The organism is Kribbella sp. CA-253562 (assembly GCF_050942265.1).
Classification (GTDB): domain Bacteria; phylum Actinomycetota; class Actinomycetes; order Propionibacteriales; family Kribbellaceae; genus Kribbella.
On record NZ_CP192049.1, the window covers coordinates 263,362 to 285,488 of the forward strand.

General features: G+C 69.9%; 17 protein-coding genes. 13 read left to right on the plus strand and 4 right to left on the minus strand.

The genetic code is table 11. The annotated features are described in order from the left end of the window. The first annotated feature begins 475 nt into the window (after nt 1–475). From ACQPXM_RS01320 to ACQPXM_RS01375, 12 genes are all read left to right on the plus strand, one after another. The gene (locus tag ACQPXM_RS01320) at nt 476–1,954 is read left to right on the plus strand and encodes a sugar ABC transporter ATP-binding protein (RefSeq protein WP_432943867.1); all 1,479 of its coding nucleotides are present in this window, start codon (nt 476–478) and stop codon (nt 1,952–1,954) included. After that, the gene (locus ACQPXM_RS01325; protein ID WP_432943869.1) at nt 1,951–2,976 is read left to right on the plus strand and encodes an ABC transporter permease; all 1,026 of its coding nucleotides are present in this window, start codon (nt 1,951–1,953) and stop codon (nt 2,974–2,976) included. The genes ACQPXM_RS01320 and ACQPXM_RS01325 overlap by 4 nt, the downstream gene beginning before the upstream one ends. Further along, a complete protein-coding gene (locus tag ACQPXM_RS01330; protein WP_432943871.1) occupies nt 2,966–4,015 on the plus strand; it encodes an ABC transporter permease in 1,050 nt (349 codons plus the stop codon). Before ACQPXM_RS01325 ends, ACQPXM_RS01330 begins: the two co-directional genes overlap by 11 nt. After that, nucleotides 4,012–5,103, plus strand: coding sequence for a rhamnose ABC transporter substrate-binding protein (gene rhaS, locus ACQPXM_RS01335; RefSeq protein ID WP_432943873.1), 1,092 nt, complete (start codon nt 4,012–4,014; stop codon nt 5,101–5,103). The genes ACQPXM_RS01330 and rhaS overlap by 4 nt, the downstream gene beginning before the upstream one ends. Nucleotides 5,104–5,115: 12 nt before the next feature. Then, the gene (locus ACQPXM_RS01340) at nt 5,116–5,448 is read left to right on the plus strand and encodes an L-rhamnose mutarotase (RefSeq protein WP_432943875.1); all 333 of its coding nucleotides are present in this window, start codon (nt 5,116–5,118) and stop codon (nt 5,446–5,448) included. A 3-nt stretch (nt 5,449–5,451) separates the two neighbouring features. Then, complete coding sequence (rhaI, locus tag ACQPXM_RS01345) at nt 5,452–6,615, plus strand: L-rhamnose isomerase (RefSeq protein ID WP_432943877.1); 1,164 nt, start codon at nt 5,452–5,454, stop codon at nt 6,613–6,615. Between the two features lie 3 nt (nt 6,616–6,618). Continuing rightward, nucleotides 6,619–8,661: a bifunctional aldolase/short-chain dehydrogenase gene (locus tag ACQPXM_RS01350; RefSeq protein ID WP_432943879.1), complete on the plus strand. Its 2,043-nt coding sequence runs from the start codon at nt 6,619–6,621 to the stop codon at nt 8,659–8,661. A gap of 30 nt (nt 8,662–8,691) precedes the next feature. After that, a complete protein-coding gene (locus ACQPXM_RS01355) occupies nt 8,692–10,155 on the plus strand; it encodes an arabinose isomerase (RefSeq protein WP_432943881.1) in 1,464 nt (487 codons plus the stop codon). Between the two features lie 56 nt (nt 10,156–10,211). Next, nucleotides 10,212–11,819 (plus strand): rhamnulokinase, encoded by a 1,608-nt coding sequence (locus ACQPXM_RS01360; RefSeq protein ID WP_432943883.1) that lies wholly within the window; start codon nt 10,212–10,214, stop codon nt 11,817–11,819. 217 nt (nt 11,820–12,036) lie between these two features. Further along, complete coding sequence (locus ACQPXM_RS01365) at nt 12,037–12,222, plus strand: helix-turn-helix domain-containing protein (RefSeq protein ID WP_432943885.1); 186 nt, start codon at nt 12,037–12,039, stop codon at nt 12,220–12,222. Between the two features lie 735 nt (nt 12,223–12,957). After that, nucleotides 12,958–16,155 (plus strand): family 78 glycoside hydrolase catalytic domain, encoded by a 3,198-nt coding sequence (locus ACQPXM_RS01370; RefSeq protein WP_432943887.1) that lies wholly within the window; start codon nt 12,958–12,960, stop codon nt 16,153–16,155. 104 nt (nt 16,156–16,259) lie between these two features. Next, the gene (locus ACQPXM_RS01375) at nt 16,260–17,237 is read left to right on the plus strand and encodes a hypothetical protein (protein ID WP_432943889.1); all 978 of its coding nucleotides are present in this window, start codon (nt 16,260–16,262) and stop codon (nt 17,235–17,237) included. Nucleotides 17,238–17,285: 48 nt separating this feature from the next. On the opposite strand, the gene ACQPXM_RS01380 is transcribed toward ACQPXM_RS01375, so the two are convergent. Then, the gene (locus ACQPXM_RS01380; RefSeq protein ID WP_432943891.1) at nt 17,286–17,612 is read right to left on the minus strand and encodes a nuclear transport factor 2 family protein; all 327 of its coding nucleotides are present in this window, start codon (nt 17,610–17,612) and stop codon (nt 17,286–17,288) included. Nucleotides 17,613–17,721: 109 nt separating this feature from the next. On the opposite strand from ACQPXM_RS01380, the gene ACQPXM_RS01385 reads away from it, so the two are divergent. Continuing rightward, the gene (locus ACQPXM_RS01385; RefSeq protein WP_432943893.1) at nt 17,722–18,252 is read left to right on the plus strand and encodes a MarR family winged helix-turn-helix transcriptional regulator; all 531 of its coding nucleotides are present in this window, start codon (nt 17,722–17,724) and stop codon (nt 18,250–18,252) included. A gap of 95 nt (nt 18,253–18,347) precedes the next feature. On the opposite strand, the gene ACQPXM_RS01390 is transcribed toward ACQPXM_RS01385, so the two are convergent. From ACQPXM_RS01390 to ACQPXM_RS01400, 3 genes are all read right to left on the minus strand, one after another. Next, on the minus strand, nt 18,348–19,184 hold the full coding sequence (locus tag ACQPXM_RS01390; protein WP_432943894.1) for an SDR family NAD(P)-dependent oxidoreductase: 837 nt from the start codon (nt 19,182–19,184) through the stop codon (nt 18,348–18,350). A 655-nt stretch (nt 19,185–19,839) separates the two neighbouring features. Beyond that, the gene (locus ACQPXM_RS01395) at nt 19,840–20,508 is read right to left on the minus strand and encodes a response regulator transcription factor (protein ID WP_432943896.1); all 669 of its coding nucleotides are present in this window, start codon (nt 20,506–20,508) and stop codon (nt 19,840–19,842) included. Then, entirely contained in the window at nt 20,508–22,127 is a 1,620-nt protein-coding gene (locus tag ACQPXM_RS01400; protein WP_432943898.1) for a sensor histidine kinase, read from the minus strand. Before ACQPXM_RS01400 ends, ACQPXM_RS01395 begins: the two co-directional genes overlap by 1 nt.

The following is a 22,127-nucleotide window of genomic DNA, read 5'->3' on the forward strand; positions in this document are numbered from 1 at the left end:
CTGTGCGTGGCGCGGTCGCTCCACCGCGCGGTGCTGCGCTGGTCCGTGGTGCGGCTGCCGTGCCTCGCGCCGAAGCTGCTCCGGCCCGTCCAGCGGCGGAGTTGCCGCGCGTCGTACCGGCTCCGGCCCGTGGTGCTCCGGCGGGCGAAGCCTTCCGCGGCGTACCTGCTCCGGCGCGCGAAGACGCACCGCCCGACCCGCCGCCGCTGCGCTCAGGCGCAGGGTCCGGCGCACCGGCGCGTCCTGCTGCGCTGGATGATGCCACGGCAGCCTCCCCGCTTGAAACGTGATAGCCCACGAAGCGTACCTGGCTCACCTGTGGATGTCCGCAGGCCTCGGCTGTGGTTGTCCACAGACTTCCCGTCAGCCTCTTGACGCCCGCCCTCGACTTCGGGCAACCTTCTTGAAACCTTTCAGCAACACTCGGCCGCGACCCCCGGAGGTGGAGATGGCGACGGACACCCCGGTGCTACGGATGCGTGACGTTTCCAAGTCGTTCGGCGCGGTCGCCGCCGTCCAGAACGTGTCCTTCGACCTGTACAGCGGTGAGGCGCACGCGCTGGTCGGGGAGAACGGCGCCGGCAAGTCCACCCTGGTGAAGATGCTGGCCGGCGTGCACCGGCCGGACTCCGGCGGCATCGAGCTGGACGGCGAACCGATCGAGCTGACCACGCCGGCCGACGCGAAGGCCGCCGGGATCGCGGTGATCTACCAGGAGCCGACGCTGTTCCCCGATCTGTCCGTCGCGGAGAACATCGCGATGGGCCGGCAGCCACTGGGTCGTTTCAAAACCATCGACCGGGCCGCGATGCACGCGCAGGCCGAGCAGCTGTTCACCCGGCTCGGCGTCTCGATCGCGCCGAACCGGCCGGCCCGCGGCCTGTCGATCGCCGACCAGCAGTTGGTGGAGATCGCCAAGGCGCTGTCGGCCGACGCCCGGGTCGTGGTGATGGACGAGCCGACCGCCGCGCTGACCGGCGTCGAGGTCGAGCGGCTGTTCGCGGTCGCCCGGTCGTTGCGCGACGACGGCGCGGCGCTGGTGTTCATCTCGCACCGGTTCGAGGAGATCACCGCGTTGTGCGAGAAGGTCACGATCCTGCGCGACGGCAAGCACGTCTCCACCGATCCGCTGGCCGCACTGAGTGTCGACGAGATGGTCCGGCGGATGGTCGGGCGCGATCTCGACGCACTGTTCCCCAAACAGGACGTCACGCCGGGCGCGGTGGTGCTCTCGGTCCGCGGGTTGCGCCGCGACCCGGTGTTCGCCGACATCGACTTCGAGGTCCGGGCCGGTGAGATCGTCGCGCTGGCCGGTCTGGTCGGGTCGGGCCGGTCCGAGGTGGTGCAGTCGATCTTCGGGGTCGACCCCCGCGACGGCGGCACGGTCGAGGTCGGCGGGCGCAAGCTCAAGCCCGGCTCGCCGCGGGCCGCGATGGCCGCCGGCGTCGCGCTGGTCCCGGAGGACCGCCGCCAGCAGGGCCTGCTGATGGAGCTGTCGATCGAGCGCAACGTGACGCTGCCCCGGTCCAGAGCTCTGTCCCAGTTGGGATTCCTGACCGGCAGCAGCGAGCGCCGGTCGGCCAAGGAGTGGACCACCCGCCTGAAGACGAAGTACGGCCGGCTCAGCGACGAGGTCGGCACGCTGTCCGGCGGCAACCAGCAGAAGGTCGTGCTGGCCAAATGGTTGTCCATGGCCCCTAAGTTGCTGATCGTCGACGAACCAACCCGTGGCATCGACGTCGGCACCAAGGCCGAGGTGCACCGGTTGATGTCCAATCTCGCCGCGGAGGGAGTCGCCGTCCTGATGGTCTCGTCGGAGCTGCCCGAGGTGCTCGGGATGGCCGATCGCGTGCTGGTGATGCGCGAGGGCCGCCTGGTCGCCACGCTCGACCGCGGCGAAGCCACCGAGCAGTCCGTGATGTTCGCCGCGACCGGTCAGGAGGTGACCGTATGACGGCAGTCGGTCTGCCGGGGGTGACCGCGCGCCGGTCGTCGCTGGATCTCGTACTGCGGGCCCGGGAGTTGGGCATCGTGCTCGCCCTGGCTCTGCTGGTCGCGGTGACAGCGATCTCCAACCCGCGGTTCCTGTCCGCCCAGAGCATCCGCGACATCTTGCTCGGCACCGCGATCCTGGCCGTTCTGGCGGTCGGCCAGGCCGTGGTGGTGATCACCCGCAACATCGATCTCTCGGTGGGCTCGGTGCTCGGCCTGAGCGCCTTCACCGTCGGCACGCTGCTGCGCGACAACCCGGGCCTTCCGGTCGTGGTCGCCCTGCTCGTGGGCGCGGGGGTCGGAGGAGTCTGCGGCGCGCTCAACGGAGTCCTGGTCCGCTACGGCAACGTCCCGGCCCTCGTCGTCACGCTCGGCACGCTGTACGTCGTCCGCGGCGTCACGTACTTCTGGGCCGGCGGCCAGCAGATCAACGCCGACGAACTGCCCGCCGGGTTCCTCGACTTCGGTAACGCGACCCTGCTGTCGGTGCCGTACCTGGTGCTGATCGCGCTCCTGGTGCTGATGGTCACCGGTCTCGTCCTGCGGAACTACCGGGCCGGCCGCGAGCTCTACGCGATGGGCTCCAGCCCGCAGGCGGCCAAGCTCGCGGGCATCGCGGTCGGACGTCGTACGGTCGTGGCGTTCCTGGTCAGCGGGGCGCTGGCCGGGCTGGCGGGCGTGCTGTTCGCGGCGCGCTTCGGCACGATCGACGCGGCAGCGGGCACGGGATACGAGCTGAACGTGGTCGCCGCGGTGGTCGTCGGCGGCGTCGCCGTCTTCGGCGGCAGCGGTTCGGTCTGGGGCGCGGCGCTCGGGGCGTTGCTGCTGACGACCATCGGCAGCGCGCTGGCGGTGCTCGAGATCAACCAGTTCTGGCAGCAGGCGATCGTCGGCGGTCTGATCCTGCTGGCGATCGGTGCCGACCGGCTGGTCGCGGCGCGAGTCGCCGCGTCGTTGAAGAAGCGAGGCTCCCATGTCAGCTGAGACCGCGTCGGTGACCGAGCGCCCGGGCCCGCTGGCCGGCCGGTTCGCCAACTGGAACGTGGCGATCATCGCCCTCACCGTGCTGGTGCTGATCATCGCCTCGGCGAGTGTGCCCAACTTCGGCACCTCGCAGAACTTCGGCTTCCTGGTTCTCGACCTGCTGCCGATCGCGCTCGTCGCGCTGCCGATGACGCTGGTGATCGTGACCGGCGAGATCGACCTGTCGGTGGCCAGCACGCTCGGTCTGTCCAGCGCCGTGATGGGCTACCTGTGGAACGCGAACCAGCCGATCGAGACGATCATCCCGCTCTGCCTGCTGCTGGGCGCGGTGCTCGGCGCGGTGAACGGCTTCTTCGTCACGGTGCTCGGTCTGCCGTCGCTGGCGGTGACGATCGGGACACTGGCGCTCTACCGCGGCCTGGCCTTCGTCGTGCTCGGCGACGGAGCGGTCGCCGACTTCCCCGCGCTCTACACCGACTGGGTGACCGGCACCATCGGCGGCACCGCGATCCCGAACGTGCTGATCATCGTGGTCGCGCTGGCCGTGGTGTTCGGTGTGGTCCTGCACGCGACACCGATCGGGCGCGCGGTCTTCGCGGTCGGCGCGAGCGAGCAGGCGGCCCGCTTCGCCGGTGTCCGGCCCGGCCGGCTGAAGTTCTGGCTGTACGTCGTGAGCGGCCTGGTCGCGGGCCTGGCCGGAGTGCTCTGGACCCTGCGCTACTCCAGCGCCCGGGCCGACAACGGCGCCGGCCTGGAGCTCGCAGTGGTCGCCGCGGTTCTGCTCGGCGGGGTCTCGATCTTCGGCGGCAAGGGCGCGCTGCCCGGCGTGATCGCCGGCGTGGTCCTGCTCGCCTCTCTGCAAAACGCGCTCCGTCTGTCCGACGTGTCCAACGAGGCGCTGAACGTCGTCACCGGCGTCCTGCTGATCGCCTCCGTGCTCGCCCCGAACCTCGCGAACGCAGTTCGCGCCGCGGTGTCCCGCCGCCGGCACCGCACCGAGTCCCTGCACCGGTCATCGTCCAGAAAGGACCTCTCATGACCTTCCGCCTGTCCCGCCGTACGGCGGTCCCGCTCTCGGCGGTGGCCGTCCTGTCCCTCGCGCTGACCGCCTGCGGTGGTGGCACCACCAAGGAGAGCACCGCGGGGGACGCGACCGCGGCGCCGAGCACGTCGAGCTCGGCCGCCGCCGACCCGAACGCGCCGCTGAAGGAAGGCTTGAAGATCGCCTACCTGCCCAAGCAGCTGAACAACCCCTACACCGACGTCGAGGTCGGCGGCGGCAAGGTCGCGGTCGGCGAGATCAAGGGCGAGTACAAGCTGGTCGGCCCGAACGACGCGAGCGCCTCGTCGCAGGTCAGCTACATCAACACGCTGATCCAGCAGCAGCAGGACGTGATCGTGGTCGCCGCCAACGACCCGAACGCGGTCTGCCCCTCGCTGAACCAGGCGCGCAAGGCCGGCATCAAGGTGGTCACCTTCGACTCCGACGCGGCCAAGACCTGCCGGGACGCGTTCATCAACCAGGCCACCACACAGGGCATCGGCCAGAGCCTGGTGAAGATGGCCAGCGAGCTGGCCGGCGGTTCCGGTGAGATCGCCGTCCTGTCCGCGACGCCGAACGCCACCAACCAGAATTCCTGGATCGAGGTGATGAAGACCGAGCTGGCCAAGCCGGAGAACGCGAAGCTGAAGCTGGTCAAGATCGCCTACGGCAACGACGACGACCAGAAGTCGTTCACCGAGGCCCAGGGTCTGCTGCAGACCTACCCGAACCTCAAGGTGATCGTGTCCCCGACCACGGTCGGCATCGCCGCCGCGTCGCGCTACGTCAGCTCGTCCAGCTACAAGGGCAAGGTGGCCATCACCGGTCTCGGCCTGCCGAACCAGATGCGCCAGTTCGTCAAGGACGGCACGGTGAAGAAGTTCGCCCTCTGGAACCCGGCCGACATCGGCTACCTGGCCGCGTACGCCGGTGGCGCGCTGGCGTCCGGCCAGATCACCGGCGCCCAGGGCGAGAAGTTCAAGGCCGGCAAGCTCGGGGAGTACACCGTCGGCGCGGACGGCGAGATCGTGCTCGGCCCGCCGACCGAGTTCACCGCGGCCAACATCGACCAGTTCGACTTCTGAGCTGGAGCACCCGTGAACCGCTACTGCTTCTGCCTCCAGGTCAAGCCGGACCGGCTGGACGAGTACGTCGAGCGGCACCGTGACGTGTGGCCCGACATGCAGGCCGCGCTGCGCGACTCCGGCTGGCACAACTACTCACTCTTCCTCCGCGACGACGGCCTGCTGGTCGGGTACGTCGAGGCCGAGGACCTGGCCGCGGCCCAGCAGGCGATGGCGGCGACCGAGGTGAACACCCGCTGGCAGGCCGAGATGACGGAGTTCTTCACCGGCATCGACGGTCGGCCGCCGGACGAGTCGTTCCTGCTGCTCCGCGAGATCTTCCACCTCACACCCGCGAAGGATTGACCTATGACGACCGAAGCCGTGAAATCCGCCCTGCGCCGGCAGGAGATCGAGCTGCCCTCCTGGGCGTTCGGCAACTCCGGCACCCGGTTCAAGGTGTTCAGCCAGCCGGGTGTGCCGCGGTCGCCGGAGGAGAAGATCGCCGATGCGGCGGTCGTGCACAAGTACACCGGGATCGCGCCGAGCGTCGCCCTGCACATCCCCTGGGACAAGGTCGACGACTACGCCGCGCTCGCGGCGTACGCCAAGGAGCAGGGGGTGCGGCTCGGCGCGATCAACAGCAACGTGTTCCAGGACGACGACTACAAGCTGGGCAGCGTGACCAACCCCGACCCGCGGGTCCGGCGCAAGGCCACCGACCACCTGCTCGAGTGTGTCGACATCATGGACGCGACCGGCTCCCGGGACCTGAAGCTGTGGTTCTCCGACGGCACGAACTATCCCGGCCAGGACGACATCCAGGACCGGCAGGACCGGCTGGCGACCGCGCTGAAGGAGGTCTACGACCGGCTCGGCGCCGACCAGCGCATGCTGCTGGAGTACAAGCTGTTCGAGCCGGCCTTCTACACCACCGACGTGCCGGACTGGGGCACGTCGTACGCGCACTGCCTGGAACTGGGGCCGAAGGCAACGGTTTGCATCGACACCGGGCACCACGCGCCGGGCACCAACATCGAGTTCATCGTCGCGTTCCTGCTCCGGGTCGGCAAGCTCGGCGCCTTCGACTTCAACAGCCGCTTCTACGCCGACGACGACCTGATGGTGGGCGCGGCCGACCCGTTCCAGCTGTTCCGGATCATGAACGAGATCGTCCGCGGCGACGCGCTCGACCCGGACCGCGGGATCGCCTTCATGCTCGACCAGTGCCACAACATCGAGGCGAAGATCCCGGCCATCATCCGCTCGGTGATGAACGTCCAGGAGGCCACCGCGAAGGCGCTGCTGGTCGACCGCGACGCGCTGCGCAAGGCCCAGCAGGACGGTGACGTGCTCGGCGCCAACGCCGCCCTGATGGACGCCTACAACACCGACGTCCGCCCGCTGCTGGCGGAGCTGCGGACCGAGCAGGGGCTCGATCCCGACCCGGTCGCGGCGTACCAGCGCAGCGGGTACTTCGAGCAGATCAGCAAGGACCGAGCCGACGGCCGGCAGGCCGGATGGGGAGCCTGAACCGTGACCGACACCCCGGACGTCAGCGCCGAACTCGTAGCCCGCAGCAACAGATTGGGCGCTGACCCGCGCAACACCAATTACGCCGGCGGCAACACGTCCGCCAAGGGCACCGCGATCGACCCGGTCACCCAGCAGCCGGTGGACCTGGTCTGGGTGAAGGGCTCCGGCGGCGACCTGGGCACGCTGACCGCCGCCGGACTCGCCGTCCTCCGGCAGGACCGGCTGAACGCACTGGTCGAGGTCTATCCCGGCGTCGACCGCGAGGACGAGATGGTCGCCGCCTTCGACTACTGCCTGCACGGCAAGGGCGGTGCGGCGCCGTCGATCGACACCGCGATGCACGGGCTGGTCGAGGCCCCGCACGTCGACCACCTGCACCCCGACTCGGGGATCGCGCTGGCGACCGCGGCCGACGGCGAGAAGCTGACCGCCGAGTGCTTCGGCGACCGGGTGGTCTGGGTGCCTTGGCGGCGGCCCGGGTTCCAGCTCGGGCTGGACATCGCGGCGACGAAGCGGGACAACCCGCAGGCGATCGGCGTGATTCTCGGCGGACACGGCATCACGGCTTGGGGTGACACCTCGGCCGAGTGCGAGGCGAACTCGCTGGAGATCATCCGTACGGCCGAGCGATTCCTGGCCGAGCGCGGCAAGGCTGAGCCGTTCGGCGCCGTCGTACCGGGGTTCGAGGCGCTGCCGGCCGAGCAGCGGCGGCAGCGGGCCGCGGCGCTCGCGCCGGTGATCCGCGGCCTGGCGTCGACCGACAACCCGCAGGTCGGCCACTTCAACGACGCGGACGTCGTCCTGGAGTTCACCGCTCGCGCGAAGTTGGGTGAGTTGGCGGCGCTCGGGACGTCCTGCCCGGACCACTTCCTCCGCACGAAGGTGCGGCCGCTGGTGCTCGACCTCCCGCCGAGCGCGCCGCTGGAAGAGGCGGTAATCCGGCTGAGGGAGCTGCACCTGCAGTACCGCGAGGACTACGCGGCCTACTACGACCGGCACAAGGAGCCCGACAGTCCGCCGATGCGCGGTGCGGATCCGGCGATCGTGCTGGTGCCCGGCGTCGGCATGTTCAGCTTCGGCAAGGACAAGCAGACCGCGCGGGTCGCGGGCGAGTTCTACGTCAACGCGATCAACGTGATGCGCGGTGCCGAAGCGGTCTCGACGTACGCGCCGATCGACGAGCGGGAGAAGTTCCGGATCGAGTACTGGGCGCTGGAGGAGGCGAAGCTGCAGCGGATGCCGAAGCCGAAGCCGCTGGCGACCCGGGTCGCGTTTGTCACCGGCGGTGGATCCGGCATCGGCAAGGCGATCGCGCAGCGGCTCGCGGCCGAGGGCGCGTGCGTGGTCGTCGCCGACCTCGACACCGCGGCGGCCGAGGCAGTGGCCAAGGAGATCGGTACGACGGATCGGGCGATCGCGGTCGGGGCCGACGTGTCGAGCGAGGCCGCGGTGGCCGCGGCGTTCGAGCAGGCGGTGCTGGCCTTCGGTGGCGTCGACCTGATCGTCAACAACGCGGGGCTGTCCATCTCGAAGCCGCTGCTGGAGACCACCGAGAAGGACTGGGACCTGCAGCACGACGTGATGGCCAAGGGCTCGTTCCTGGTCTCCCGGGTCGGGGCGAAGGTGCTGATCGACCAGGGCATCGGCGGCGACATCGTCTACATCTCCAGCAAGAACGCGGTGTTCGCCGGGCCGAACAACGTGGCCTACGGCGCGGCGAAGGCGGACCAGGCCCACCAGGTCCGGCTGCTCGCGGCCGAGCTCGGCGAGCACGGGATCCGGGTCAACGGCGTCAACCCCGACGGCGTGGTTCGCGGCTCGGGCATCTTCGCGAAGGGCTGGGGTGCGCAGCGCGCCGCGGTGTACGGCGTACCGGAGTCGGAGCTGGGGGCGTTCTACGCGCAGCGGACGCTGCTGAAGCGTGAAGTGCTGCCCGAGCACGTCGCGGCGGCGGTGTTCGCGCTGACGGCCGGCGAACTCTCGCACACCACCGGACTGCACGTGCCGGTGGACGCCGGCGTGGCCGCCGCGTTCCTGCGCTGAGACGACTGCTGATGACCGAGGAGGTTCACGATGTGGAGCACTGATCCCGCGCGGTCCGTCGACGGCGGCGGCTTGCTGCCGCGGACCGAGCCGCGCAAGACGCGGATCGGGCTGGTCGCGGGTGGACTCGGTGCGTACTGGCCGCAGTTCCCGGAGCTGCTGCCGCAGTTGCAGGCGTCGGCGCGGCGGGTGGCCGAGCGGTTCGGGGAGTTCGACTGCGAGGTCGTGGACGTCGGGTTCATCTCCGACGCGCAGGAAGGAGCCGCGGCGGCCGAGAAGTTGCGGCTCGCGGACTGCGACCTGATCGTCGGGTTCCTGACCACCTACATGACCGCGTCGATGCTGGTGCCGGTCGCCCAGCGCAGTGGCGCACCGGTGCTGTTGCTCAACCTGCAGCCCACCGAGGCGATGGATCACGCGACCTTCGACACGGGCGCCTGGCTCGCCTATTGCGGAGCCTGCCCGTTGCCGGAGATGGCGAACGCGTTCGAGCGGTGCGGTATCGACTTCCGCTCGGTGTCCGGTTACCTCGAGGACGACCGCGCCTGGGCCAGGATCCACCGCTGGTTGAAGGCGGCCGGCGTCCGCGCCGCCTTCCGGCACGGACGGCACGGCCTGCTCGGGCATCTCTACCCCGGCATGATGGACGTCGTCACCGATCCGACGCTGGTCTCCGCGCAGCTCGGCGGGCACGTCGAGATCCTGGAGATCGACGATCTCCGGGTCCGGGTCGAGAAGGTGACCGCGGCCGAGACCGAGGCCCGGATGAAGGTCGCCCAAGACGTCTTCACCCTGGACGACTCGGTGGTCGAGGACGACTTCCGCTGGGGTGCGACGGTGTCGGTCGCGCTCGACCGGCTGGTCGAGGACTTCCAGCTCGACACCCTCGCGTACTACCACCGCGGCCTCGACGGCGAGACGCACGAACGCGTCGCGGCCGGCATGATCCTCGGCGCATCATTGCTCACGGCAAGAGGTGTGCCGGCGGCCGGGGAGTACGAGCTGCGCACTTCGCTGGCGATGCTGTTGATGGACAAGCTCGGTGCGGGTGGTTCGTTCACCGAGCTGCAGGCGCTGAACTTCCACGACAACGTGGTGGAGATGGGGCACGACGGGCCGGCGCATCTCGCGATCAGTTCCACCAAACCCTTGCTGCGTGGACTCGGGGTCTACCACGGCAAACGCGGCTGGGGCGTGTCGGTCGAGTTCGACGTGGCTCACGGTCCGGTCACCGCGGTAGGGCTGGGGCAGTTGCGCGACGGCTCGTTCAAACTGATCGCCTCCGAAGGCACGGTCGTGCCTGGCCCGCTGCTGCAGATCGGCAACACGACCAGCCGCGTCGACTTCGGCTGCGATCCCGGCGAGTGGACCGACGCCTGGTCCGCCTCGGGCGTCGCCCACCACTGGGCTCTCGGCACCGGCCACCGGGTCGCCGACCTGAAGGCCGTCGCGAGCCTGCTCCATCTGCCCCTGGAGGTCGTCAACCCCGCCTGAGCTCAGCACCGCACCGATACAGCCCGTCCCATCAGTCCGAGAAGGAGCTTCGTCCCATGAGTCTTCGGTTGGCCGCGGTGGACCTCGGTGCGTCCAGCGGGCGGGTGATGGTGGCCGACGTCGCCGCGGGGCACCTCGAGCTGACCGAGGTGCACCGATTCTGGAACGGTGCGGTCCAGGTCCAGGGCACTTTGCACTGGGACATCCTGCACCTGTACCGCGAGACGCTCGCTGGGCTGCGCAAGGCCGCGCTCGGTGGACCGCTCGACGGCATCGGCATCGACTCCTGGGCGGTCGACTACGGCCTGCTCGACCACGACGGCCGCCTGATCGGCAACCCCGTGCACTACCGCGACTCGAGGACCGAGGGCGTGATGGACGAGGTCCTGCGCAAGGTCCCCGCCGAGGACCTGTACGCCGTGACCGGCCTGCAGCAGCTTCCGTTCAACACGATCTACCAGCTCGCCGCGGAGCGATCCCTCGACCGCGCCGAGCGCCTGCTGCTCATCCCGGACCTGCTCGCTTACTGGCTGACCGGCGTCGTAGGTGCGGAGGCGACCAACGCGTCCACCACCCAGCTGTACGACGTCCGCACGCGATCGTGGAGCGAAGACCTGGCGCGTCGCGTCGGCATCCCCGTCGAGCTCCTGCCCGAGCTGCGGGAGCCAGGGCAGATGATCGGGCCGCTTCTGCCGGAGGTCGCGGAGGAGCTTGGACTTGCTTCGCTGCCGAACGACGAGGCCGGTCTCGCTGCGCCGTCCGGCGATGAGACCGGTCTCGCTGCGCCGTCCGACGACGAGACCGGTCTCGCCGCACCGCTCGGTGACGAGATCGGGGGCGCTTCGCTGCCCGCAGGGGAAGAGGGCATGCCGGGGGAAGCGCGGCGGGTTCCGGTGATCGCGGTGGGGTCGCACGACACGGCGTCCTCGGTGGTCGCTGTCCCGGCGGAGGACGGGGCGAACTTCGCGTACATCTCGTCCGGGACCTGGTCGTTGGCCGGGTTGGAGCTGCCTGCACCGGTCCTGACCGACGAGGCACGCCGGGCGAACTTCACCAACGAGGGCGGGGTCGACGGGCGGGCCCGGTTCCTCAAGAACGTGATGGGGTTGTGGATCCTGCAGGAGTGCCTGCGGGTGTGGGGGAGCGACGATCTGCTGCAGTTGCTGAAGGCGGCTGCCGACGTGCCCGCGTTCGGCGTACTGATCGATCCGGACGATCCAGTGTTCCTTGCTCCAGGCAACATGCCGGCGCGGATCGACGAGTTCTGCGCGCGGACCGGTCAGGACAAGCCGGCGACCCGCGCGGCGACCGTCCGCTGCGTGCTGGAAAGCCTCGCTCTGGCCTACCGCAGGACGCTGCGCAGTGCGCGGGAGATCGCCGACCGCGAGATCGACGTCGTACACGTGATCGGCGGAGGCTCGCAGAACGAGCTGCTCTGCCAGCTGACCGCGGACGCCTGCGGAGTTCCGGTGCTCGCCGGGCCCGTCGAGGCGTCCGCACTGGGCAACGTGCTGGTCCAGGCACGCGCCCTGGGGGAACCGCTGCCGGACCTGAGCGCGATGCGTGCGCTGGTCCGTGCGACCCATCGTCTGCGGCGGTACGCGCCGCAGGGTAGACCGGCCGACTGGGACGCCGCCGAGTCCCGGGTGTTCGGAACCAGGTGATCAGATGACCGCCCTGCACAACGAAACCCTCGACCGCCACGAGCTGAGGAGCCACGACCTCCTTCCGCCTCGCGACATCCCACCTCACCCGGCACCGCACGCGGCACCTCACCCGGCACCTCATCCGGCAACGCATGCGCCGCCGCACGCGGCCCCCCGCGCGGCGACGTCGTGCGGACGGCACTGTGACACCGCGCCGGTGGTCCTGCCGCGGGGCATGAGTGCCGAGGACCTGCACCTGTTCCGCCTGATCGCCACCGGCTTGCCGATCGAGGCGGTGGCCCGCCGCCTCGACCTGTCCGAACGCACAGTCCGCCGCCGAACCCGCGCCGCCTGCGACCGCCTCGGCGTCGGCACCGCCATCGAAGCCGTCGTCTGGGCCGCCCACCGCGGCCTGCTCTGATCCAGCCCTCCACGTTCGCCGCCGGCCCAGTCAGAACGCGCGGCACTGACTCGGCCCGACGCCCTCGACCGTCACAGCCGCCATTCGTCGACGGACCGCCGGGCGGGTGCTCGCCTCTCCGCGCCCGCCCTACCAGTCCATCGCGCCTCCTACCGGTCCATCGCCCGCCGTACCGGTCCAACGCCCGCCCTGCCGTTCCACGCCCGCCCTACCGGTCCAACGCCCGCCCTGCCCGTCCCACGTCCCAATAACCGTCCCCGACCGCCGCGCTATCCGTCCGACGCTCGCGCTACGCCATCCCGACGCCCGCCCGACCCCCTCCAATCTCCCACTAACCGTCCGATCGCCGCGCTACCCGTCGGACGCCAGCGCTACCCCATCCGACGCCCGCCCGACCCGTCCAACGTCCCACCAACCAACCATCTGACCGCCGCGCCAGCCGTCGAATGCCCCTACCCGTCGGACGCCCGCGGCGGGTGCTCGCCTCTCCGCGCTCGCCCGACCCGTTCAACGCCCGCTCGACCTGTCCAACGCTCGACCCGTCCAACGTCCCGCTAACCATCCGACCGCCGCGCTACTCGTCGGACGCAGGCTCGCTCCCCGTCCGACACCGGCACTACCCGTCCGACGCCCGCCTCTCCGTTCGACTCGCACTTGTCCGCTCGGCCTCCCAAGTTCCTACGACACGTTCCACCTCCCCTGTAGATCGCCCCGTCTCTGTGAGGAGTCCGCCCCATGTCGTTCCGTTCCCGCCTCGGTTGCCTGCTGGTGGCCGTTGCCCTGCTCACCCCACTCGCCCCCGCGACCGGTTCCCCGCCCGACCTGAACGGTGGCGCCGTCCAAGTCCTGAACCTGAAGACCAACAACCTCACCAACCCCCTCGTCATCCCCGGTACGCCGCCGCGCCTCAGTTGGCAGCTCGACGGTCAGCGCCGCGGCATCACCCAGACCCGGTACGAGATCCACGTCGCGACCACCGCAGCCAGGACCTCCCGCCCGGACGTCTGGGACAGCGGCGTCGTCCGGTCCGGCCAGTCCGTCGAGGTCCCGTACGGCGGTCCCGCGCTGACCGCGTACACGGCGTACCACTGGACCGTCCGCGTCTGGGACGACCTGGGCCGGGCCTCCGCCTGGTCCCCGATTGCCACCTTCGAGACCGGCCCGCTGAGCCCCGCGGACTGGCAGGGCGACTGGATCGGTGCCGACAACCAGCCGGGCGCCGAGTGGACCGACACGACGATCGACGCGGACGTGTCCCTCGTGAAGGACGCGCTCGGCGTGTTCTTCCGCGGCCGAGGCGGCGTCGGCTACATGTGGCAACTCAACCAGCTCACCGGCGAACCCCTGCTCCGCCCGCACGTTCGCCAACCCGGCGGCGGTTACATCCTGCTCGGCGAGATCCCGCTTCCCGCGGGCACCGACCTGACGCAGCGGCACCACCTGCGCATCACGACCGCCGGCCAGACGATCACCACCTGGCTCGACGACGTCCAGATCGACACGCGTCAACGCGCGGACCACAATGCTCCGGGTGTCGTCGGCTTCCGCACCAACGGTGAGGAGAGCGGCATCGTCCACAGCCTCACCGTGACCGGCGCGGACGGCCAGGTGCTCGTCGACACGGCGTTCCCGGTCGGCGACCAGACCTTCCTGGACGGCACGGTCCTCCCACAAGGCGGCCTGCAGGTCAAGGGCAACACCGACCTGTGGCTTCCCGGCAAGCCGCTCCCGGTGTTCCGCAAGCAAATCTCGTTGCTTCAGGCAAAGAAGATCCGGACCGCGCGGATCCACGCGGCAGCGCAAGGGATCTACGAGCTCAGCCTGAACGGCCGCAAGGTCGGCGACCACGAGCTGGCCCCGGGCTGGACGGACTACAACCGCCGGATCCAGTCCCAGAGCTACGACGTCACCACGCTGCTGAAGTCCGGCGCGAACACCTTCGGTGCCGAGCTCGCCCCCGGGTGGTACGCGGGCAACCTGGCGATGTTCGGCGCGAACAAGTACGGCACCGACACCGCGTTCGTCGCCCAGCTCCGGGTCACCTACACCGACGGATCCAGCGACGTCTTCGCGACCGACTCCAGCTGGCAGACCGCGCCCGGCGCCGTACGGGTCGCGGATCTGCTCAACGGGGAGAGCTACGACGCGCGACGTACGGCGTCGGAGTGGACGCCGGTCCAGGTCCGGCCGAGTGCGACGAGCAAGCTGGTCCCGCAGACGGATCCGCCGGTGCGAGTGACCGAGGAGCTCGAGGCGCGAGCGATCCCGTCGCCAACGGCCGGGGTGTATCTGTACGACCTCGGGCAGAACATGGTCGGTGTCTCGCGCCTGACGTTGCGCGGAAGTCGTGGCCAGACCGTCAAGATCCGGTACGGGGAGGTGTTGAACCCCGACGGCACGCTCTACACCGACAACCTCCGGTCGGCAAAGGCAACGGACCACTACACGTTCGCGACGGATCAGCCCGAGACGTACCAGCCACGCTTCACCTTCCACGGCTTCCGGTACATCGAGGTGAGCGGACTGGTGACAGCGCCACCGGCCAGCGCGATCCGCGGCGTCGTCCTGGGCACCGACGCCGAGCAGACCAATCAGTTCCGGACCAACTCGGCGCTGGTGAACCAGCTGCACTGCAACATCGTCTGGGGTCAGCGCGGCAACTTCCTCTCCATCCCCACCGACACCCCCGCGCGCGACGAGCGAATGGGTTGGACCGGCGACATCAACGTGTTCGCCCGGACGGCCGTCTACAACCTCGACTCGCAGGCGTTCCTGACGAAGTGGCTGCAGGATCTGCGGGACACCCAGCGCGCCGATGGTGCCTACGCGAGCGTCGCCCCCACCGTGCCGAACTCGTTCGACGGTGGCATGGGCAACGCGGGCTGGGCCGACGCCGGGGTCAACGTGCCGTGGACGCTCTGGCAGGCGTACGGCGACACGTCGGTGATCCGGCAGCACTACGACTCGATGGTCCGGTACGTCGACTACCTCGTCGCCAGCTCGAACGGACTGATCCGCGGCGGCGGTGACTACGGCGACTGGCTGAACCTGGACGACCCGACGCCGGGCGACCTGATCGGTACGTCGTTCATCGCGAAGGGGGCTCGGCAGCTCAGTCAGATGGCGGCCGCGATCGGGAAGCCGGCGGACGCGGCGAAGTACCAGCAGGTGTACGAGGACGTGCGGGCGGCGTTCGCGGCTCGGTTCGTTGCGGCCGACGGCAAGGTCGGGTCGGACAGCCAGACCGGGTACATCCTCGCGTTCACCAGTGACCTGGTGCCGGCTGATCGGATCGCCGCGGCCGGGCAGCACTTCGCCGCCACGATCCTGCGGCGCGATACGCACCTGTCGACCGGCTTCCTCGGCGTCGACGGGCTGCTGCCGGTGCTCACCAAGATCGGTCGCTCGGACTTGGCGTACCGGTTGCTGCAGAACACGTCGTACCCGTCCTGGGGCTACGAGATCGCCAAGGGCGCGACGACGATCTGGGAGCGCTGGAACTCGATCAACCCGGACGGCACGTTCAACGACGTCGGGATGAACTCGTTCAACCACTACGCGTACGGCGCGGTCGGGGAGTGGATGTACCGCACGCTCGCCGGGGTGTCGGCGGCCGAGCCGGGCTATCGGAAGGTGCTGATCGCGCCGGTACCCGGTGACGGGATCACGTCGGCGGAGCTCGACCATCGGACCCCGTATGGGGTGGTCGGTAGTCGGTGGACCAAGGGCGGAGACGGCCGGTTCACGCTCGAGGTGCAAGTGCCGGCGAACACGACGGCCACGGTGCGGATTCTGGCGCAGGACATCCAGCGGATTACGGAAAACGGGCGGTCCTTGGGTCGTGCGGTGGGAGTCAGCGGAGTGGTCGACGAGGGAGCGTCCGTCGCGATGACGGTCGCGTCCGGCAAGTACCGCTTCACGGTGCGTCCCTAGGCGCTTCGGCACGGTCCGGCCGAGCGTGGCCGGGCCGTGCCAGGTTTAGTCGGGAGCGGGCCTCGGGTACCGGAGGTGACGGACATCGAGCCCGAGGAGGAAAGATGGACGGAACAACCGTCCTGTGGATCGTCGTGGCCGTGGTGGTCGTGCTGATCCTGCTCGCGCTGGTGATGGTTGCTGCGAAGAAGTCGAAGCAGCGCCGGATCGAGCACGATCGGCAGGAGGCGCAGGAGCACCAGCAGCGCGCCAAGGTCTCGGCGGCCCACGCGGACAAGCAGCAGGCCGCGGCCGACGAGGTCGAAGCCCGGGCCCGCAAGGCGCAGGCCATCGCCGACGAGAAGGCAGCCGAAGCTCGCCGCCTCTCCGCCGGTGCCGCCGAACGCCAGGAGGCCGCGAACCAGGCCCGAGCCGAGTCGGCCGACCACGAGCAGCGGGCGCGAGCGATCCACCCGGACCTCGACGCGGACGCCGACGCCTCGCCCGACACGGCGAGCTGGGGCACCGACACCTCCCACGCCCGCCACGCCGACCGGGAACGCCGGGAGACCCAGGCGTCGTCCGACGGCAGCGGTGTGCCGATGCAGGGAGCCACTGCCGACCAGGTGAACCCCGACGCTGTGGACCAGCGCCACGCCGGGAACGACGGTCTCCGTGACGGTACGACGTCCGATCGCGCGAGCGGCTCCACCTCCAGCGGCCAGGTCGCCGGCGGGGACGCCGTTGCCGGGGATCGCGACCGAGACGTGCTCGGACGGGATTCCCTCGGGCGGGATCAGGACGGTTTCCTCGGGCGGGATCAGGACGGTTCCCTCGGACGGGATCAGGACGGTTCCCTCGGACGGGATCAGGACGGTCCCCTCGGACGGGATCGTGACGGCAACTCCCTCGGACGGGATCGGGACGACGGCTCCGCCGTGCCGGAACGGGACGGGATCTCTGGCGTCGGAGATCGTGACAGAAACTCCGCGGTCCGCGACCAGGCCGGCAACTCCGGCGTACGAGACGACGGTCGGGCGAACCAGGCTGGGCACGGTTCGCCGCCGGACCAGGATCCGCGGCACGCCGCACCGCGCAGCTGATCACCACTCGGCCGCCTACCGCTCGTCGCGGTAGGCGGCCGTTTGCTGTCAGGCCGGCGCGATCTCCAGTCGCTCGATGGTGTCGGCCAGGGTGAACCGGAAGGCGAACCGCAACGGGCCGCCCGGGAAGTCTCCGTTCGCGTCGGCGGTCAGCGTCGAGTTCGACTGGTCGTAGTCGACGACGGTCAGGGTGATCTTCGGGCCGATCTGGTGCTCCTGGATCCACCCGGCGATCTGCGACGCGCCGCGGTACTCGGTGTTGTCGTCGACGACCACCGACTCCGGTCCGAACAGGCCGGCCAGCGCTTCGGCGTCGTGGCGGTTGGTTGCCTCGACGAACGAGGTGACAAGGGATTCCGTGACAGCTGCAGTCATGATGCGCCTTCCGATTGAGGGACATTTTTATGTCCGTATGGACAGTAAAACGTGTCGCGCGGGACAAGAAATTCCGGCTCGCAGAGAGAAAGTTCGGTACGCTGCGGGGATGGTCGCACCCGACGAGTCGTCGTCACGCAGGCCCCGCGAGGCGCGGGACTTTCCGTACCGCTCGGAGCTGCTGGCGAGCTTGAGCGCGCTGATCCTGCTGTGGGAGTCGCCTGGTCTGCAGAGCGAGATCCTCACCTCCAGCGGTGAGCCGATCGACCAGCCCGCGCACTCGGCGCTGCGGCATCTGGCCGCCGGCCAGCCCATGCGTCCGAGCGATCTCGCGCAAGCCATGGGGACCGGGCCGTCGAACATCAGCAAGATCCTGAAACGCCTCGAAGCCGCCGGCCTCGTCGAGCGGGACCGCGATCTCGACGACACCCGCTCGACCTTGATCACCCTCACCCCGCAGGGGCGCGAAGCCGCGCGCCACATCTACGACCTCGGCGACGCGATGATCGCCCAGGTGCTCGCCAACTGGTCGCCGCGCGACATCGCCCGGTACACCGAGCTGACCAAACGCTTCACCGCGGACGCGATCGCGGCCGCCGAGGTGATGCGACGCGAGGGGCTCACGCACCGCGCGCGCTGACCGGATCGGCACCGCGCGCTGACCGTAACCGGCACTGCTGATCCGATTCAGCACTGCACGCGCTGACCGCAACCAGCTCGGGAAGCTGACCGCACTCAGCTGGGGAAATCGGCGCTGCGCGAGAGCGCTTCGCCTGCGCGGATGTCGGCGAGGTTCGACTCCAGGGTGCCGACGGCGGCGTCGAATCCGCCGCTGCCGAGCACCAGGCGGTGGGGCGGGGATTCGAGGTCCATCGCCTGCAGCACGGCTTGGACTCCGCGCTCCGGATCGCCGGGCTGGTTGCCGTGCTGGTCGATCATGGCTTTGCGGATCGCGTCGAGTCGCGGCAGGTACGCGTCCACGGTCTCCCGCAGCGGCTCGTCGGCGAAGTTCGAGTACGCCCGGGTGCGGAAGGCGCCCGGCTCGACGGCCAGGACCTTGATGCCGAACTCGGCGACCTCCGTGCGCAGTACCTCGGTGACCGCTTCGAGGGCGAACTTCGCCGCCGAGTAGTACCCGAAGCCCTCGATCCCCCGTAAGCCGGCCACCGACGACATGTTCACGACCCAACCGGCACCCCGGGCGCGCATTCCCGGCAGGACCGCGCGGGTGACCTCCAGTACGGCGAAGAAGTTGAGCTCCATCACTCGCCGCACGTCCTCGGCCGGCATCCCCTCGATCGACCCGTACCAGCCCCGGCCGGCGTTGTTCACGAGCACGTCGATCGCGCCGAACCGCTGCTCGGCCGCGGCGACGCCCGCTCGAACCTGATCCGCGTCGGTCACGTCGACCTCGACCACGAGCGCGTTCTCGCCGTGTGCAGCAGCCCAGTCGGCCAGTTCCGCCGGGCGCCGGGAGGTGATCGCGACGCTGTCGCCGCGCGCCAGCACGGTGTCCGCGAAGACCAGCCCGAACCCGCCAGGGGTGCCGCCGGTGATGAACCAAGTCCGCATGTCGTCGCTCCCGTTCGATTGCCTGGGACAGCAGATGCTGTCCTCTAGGACACTATAACGTGTCGCTGAGGACAGTAAATTCCGCTCGCGGCTGACTAGGTCGAGACGCAGGCCGCCCCGCTTGCTTACTGTCCTGCCGGCTCGTCATGGCCAGGTTGTCGCAGTCGTTCAAGGTGCCGAACTACCGGCGCCCGGGCAACGGGCCCAGCTGGGAGAGGGTCTCGCGCTGGCGGTCGAGCCGATGCTGACGCTGGGCAAGCAGGACAACTGATGCGGGCCGTTCGTCGCAGCCGTTCAGCGGCGCGCGTCGGCGAGTCCGGCGAGCCACGTTCGCCAGCGGATCGCTTCCGCTGGGTCGTGGGCGACGAGCCACTCCGTCCAGTGACTGGTCGGTCAGCACCGGCGGCAGGTCCATCCGATCGTCCTGTTCGGACCGGCCGCCTGCGGCAAGCGAGTTCCCGACCGCCGCAGCCCGGGTAGGCAGGTGCCTCCCGCGGCCGAGTGCGCGACGCGGTTCGACCAGCAGCCGGGTGCCTCCCGCGGCCGAGCGCGCGCCGCCGTTCGTCCAACAGCCGCGTGACTCCCGCGGCCGATCGCCGCGACGCGGTTCAACCAGCGACCGGGTGCCTCCCGCGCCCGGCCGCCGCGGCGCGGCTCAGTCCGTCCGAAGCCGGTACCCCATGCCCCGGATCGTCTGAATGCGATCCGCCCCCAGCTTCTTCCGCAGGTACCGGATGTACACGTCGACCACGTTGGAGCCGGGATCGAAGTCGAACCCCCACACCTGCGACAGCAATTGCTCGCGGGACAGGACCTGATCAGGATGCCGGCAGAAAACCTCCGCCAGCAAGAACTCGCGAGCGGTCAGGTCGACGGTCCGCCCGTCGATCGACGCCCGGCGGGTGCGGAGGTCGAGGCTCAGATCCCCGACCTGCAGGATCGTCGCGTCGGCGGTCCCGGAGCCGTCGCTGCGTAGGCGGAGACGCACGCGTGCCAGCAGTTCCTCGAAGGCGAAGGGTTTTGCGATGTAGTCGTCGGCCCCGCCTTCCAGGCCGGCGACGGTGTCGCGCACGCTGTCGCGGGCGGTGAGAATGACGACCGGCATGCTGACGCGCGCCTCACGCAGCCGGCGCAGCACGGTGAAGCCGTCGACCTTCGGCAGGCCGATGTCGAGCAGGAGCAGGTCGTAGGCACCACTGACCGCTTCCTGGTACGCCGCTTCGCCGTCCGCGACAACGGTCGTGACGAAGCCGTTGCTGCGCAGGCCGCGTTCGACGAACGAGGCGATGCGCTGCTCGTCCTCGGCGATCAGGATGCGGTTCATCAGGAGGTCCCCTCGTGCGCCGGAAGTGCGGTGGGTGTCAGGGGCAGGACGAGCTCGAAGCGGGCGCCGGGACTGCCGTCGTCGACCAGCCGGGCGTCGCCGCCGTGTGCCTGGGCGATCGACCGCACGATCGCCAGGCCGAGCCCGGCGCCGTCGGTCCGGCCCTGATCGTTGCCTCGGGCAAATCTTTCGAAGATCCGTTCCCGGTCGCCCGCGGCCACGCCGGGACCGGAGTCGGACACCCAGAGATGAACGTGAGCGCCGGCCGGGCAGCCGGCGACGTGGTCGAGTGCCACGTCGTGCGGGCCGACGAGGTGAGCCGTCGTGGTTGGGGGCGACGTGGGACGTCGCAGGTGCCGGACCCGCTTCGTGGGGTGCTCCTCGGAGCCGCCGTCGTCGAGTGCAATGCGATCGTCAAGGACAGGCTCGTGAACCCGTGCCCCCACGGCGATCCGATCGTCCGGTCCGGTATGCCGAACAGCGTTGGACACCAGCTGCATCAGCGCCTGCGTGAGCCGCTGCCCGTCGGCGACGATGGTCGTGTCGGCCGTCTCGTCGACGCGCCAGGTGCGATCGGCCAGCGGGCGGGCCTTCGCGATCACCTCGACGACCAGCTCGGTCAGATTCACCTCCTCCAGCTTCAGGAAGTCCGGCCGGCCGCTCTTCGCCAGGACCAGCAGGTCGTCGACCATCCGGTTCATCCGGACGAGCTCGTCGAGCACCAGCGCGCGGGTCTCCGCGCGATCCTGGGGATCGTCGCTCATCAGCTCCAGATGACCGCGGATCACCGTGATCGGCGTCCGCAGCTCGTGCCCGGCGTTGTCGACGAACTCTCGCTGGGTGACGAACGCGACCTCCAGCCGGTCCAGCATCGTGTTGAACGTCCGGGCCAGCTGCGCGACGTCGTCGTTGCCGACGACATCGATCCGGCGGCGCAGGTCGGACGCGCCGATCTGCTCGGCGGTGGTGCGGACCGCACGGATCGGCGCGAGCACCCGCCCGGCCACGATCCAGCACGCGCCGGCCGCCATCGCGAGCGTGACGATACCGATCAACGCGAGCGCCTTCGTCGCGTCCTCCAGCGGCTGCGCGAGCAGGTCGCGGAACTCCAGCACCACCAGTTGCGCACGGATCGGCTGCGTGCCGATCTGCACCGGCATCACGCCGTACCGGACCTTGCCGGCGGTGCTGTCGACCCACCCGTACTGCGGGGTGGTGGCCGAGCCGATCCGCTGCACGAACGCGGGGTCGGTGTCGAGGCGTGCGGGCGGTGAGCCCCGGTCCCGGTGGTAGGCCTTGCCGTCGACGATCGTGAAGAACGCCTCGGAGGAGTCCGGCAGATTGGTCTGCAGCCAGTAGTCCAGCATCCGCTCCGGCGTACCGAGGCGTGCGGCGGTGTCCGAGCCCGCGTACGCGCGGAACTTGGTCGCCTCGTGGGTCAGTTCGGAGTCCGCCGCGGCGTCGGAGCGGGCGGACAGCACCTGCCAGGTGACAAAAACGACCGCGGTGACGGCGAGCGCGAGCACGCCGAGCATCCACCCGATGATCCGTACTCGCGCGCTGACGCCACCTCGACGGCGACCAGCAACTCCGGTCGCGGGCCGGCTCAGCAAGACCAC

Bases quoted from the DNA above. Each gene is read 5' to 3' on its own strand.
- rhaS (WP_432943873.1), top strand. From the start codon at position 4,012: ATGACCTTCCGCCTGTCCCGCCGTACGGCGGTCCCGCTCTCGGCGGTG.
- ACQPXM_RS01330 (WP_432943871.1), top strand. From the start codon at position 2,966: ATGTCAGCTGAGACCGCGTCGGTGACCGAGCGCCCGGGCCCGCTGGCC.
- ACQPXM_RS01320 (WP_432943867.1), top strand. From the start codon at position 476: ATGCGTGACGTTTCCAAGTCGTTCGGCGCGGTCGCCGCCGTCCAGAAC.
- ACQPXM_RS01360 (WP_432943883.1), top strand. From the start codon at position 10,212: ATGAGTCTTCGGTTGGCCGCGGTGGACCTCGGTGCGTCCAGCGGGCGG.
- ACQPXM_RS01375 (WP_432943889.1), top strand. From the start codon at position 16,260: ATGGACGGAACAACCGTCCTGTGGATCGTCGTGGCCGTGGTGGTCGTG.
- ACQPXM_RS01325 (WP_432943869.1), top strand. From the start codon at position 1,951: ATGACGGCAGTCGGTCTGCCGGGGGTGACCGCGCGCCGGTCGTCGCTG.
- ACQPXM_RS01390 (WP_432943894.1), bottom strand. From the start codon at position 19,184: ATGCGGACTTGGTTCATCACCGGCGGCACCCCTGGCGGGTTCGGGCTG.
- ACQPXM_RS01370 (WP_432943887.1), top strand. From the start codon at position 12,958: ATGTCGTTCCGTTCCCGCCTCGGTTGCCTGCTGGTGGCCGTTGCCCTG.
- ACQPXM_RS01365 (WP_432943885.1), top strand. From the start codon at position 12,037: ATGAGTGCCGAGGACCTGCACCTGTTCCGCCTGATCGCCACCGGCTTG.
- ACQPXM_RS01395 (WP_432943896.1), bottom strand. From the start codon at position 20,508: ATGAACCGCATCCTGATCGCCGAGGACGAGCAGCGCATCGCCTCGTTC.
- ACQPXM_RS01355 (WP_432943881.1), top strand. From the start codon at position 8,692: ATGTGGAGCACTGATCCCGCGCGGTCCGTCGACGGCGGCGGCTTGCTG.
- rhaI (WP_432943877.1), top strand. From the start codon at position 5,452: ATGACGACCGAAGCCGTGAAATCCGCCCTGCGCCGGCAGGAGATCGAG.
- ACQPXM_RS01380 (WP_432943891.1), bottom strand. From the start codon at position 17,612: ATGACTGCAGCTGTCACGGAATCCCTTGTCACCTCGTTCGTCGAGGCA.
- ACQPXM_RS01385 (WP_432943893.1), top strand. From the start codon at position 17,722: ATGGTCGCACCCGACGAGTCGTCGTCACGCAGGCCCCGCGAGGCGCGG.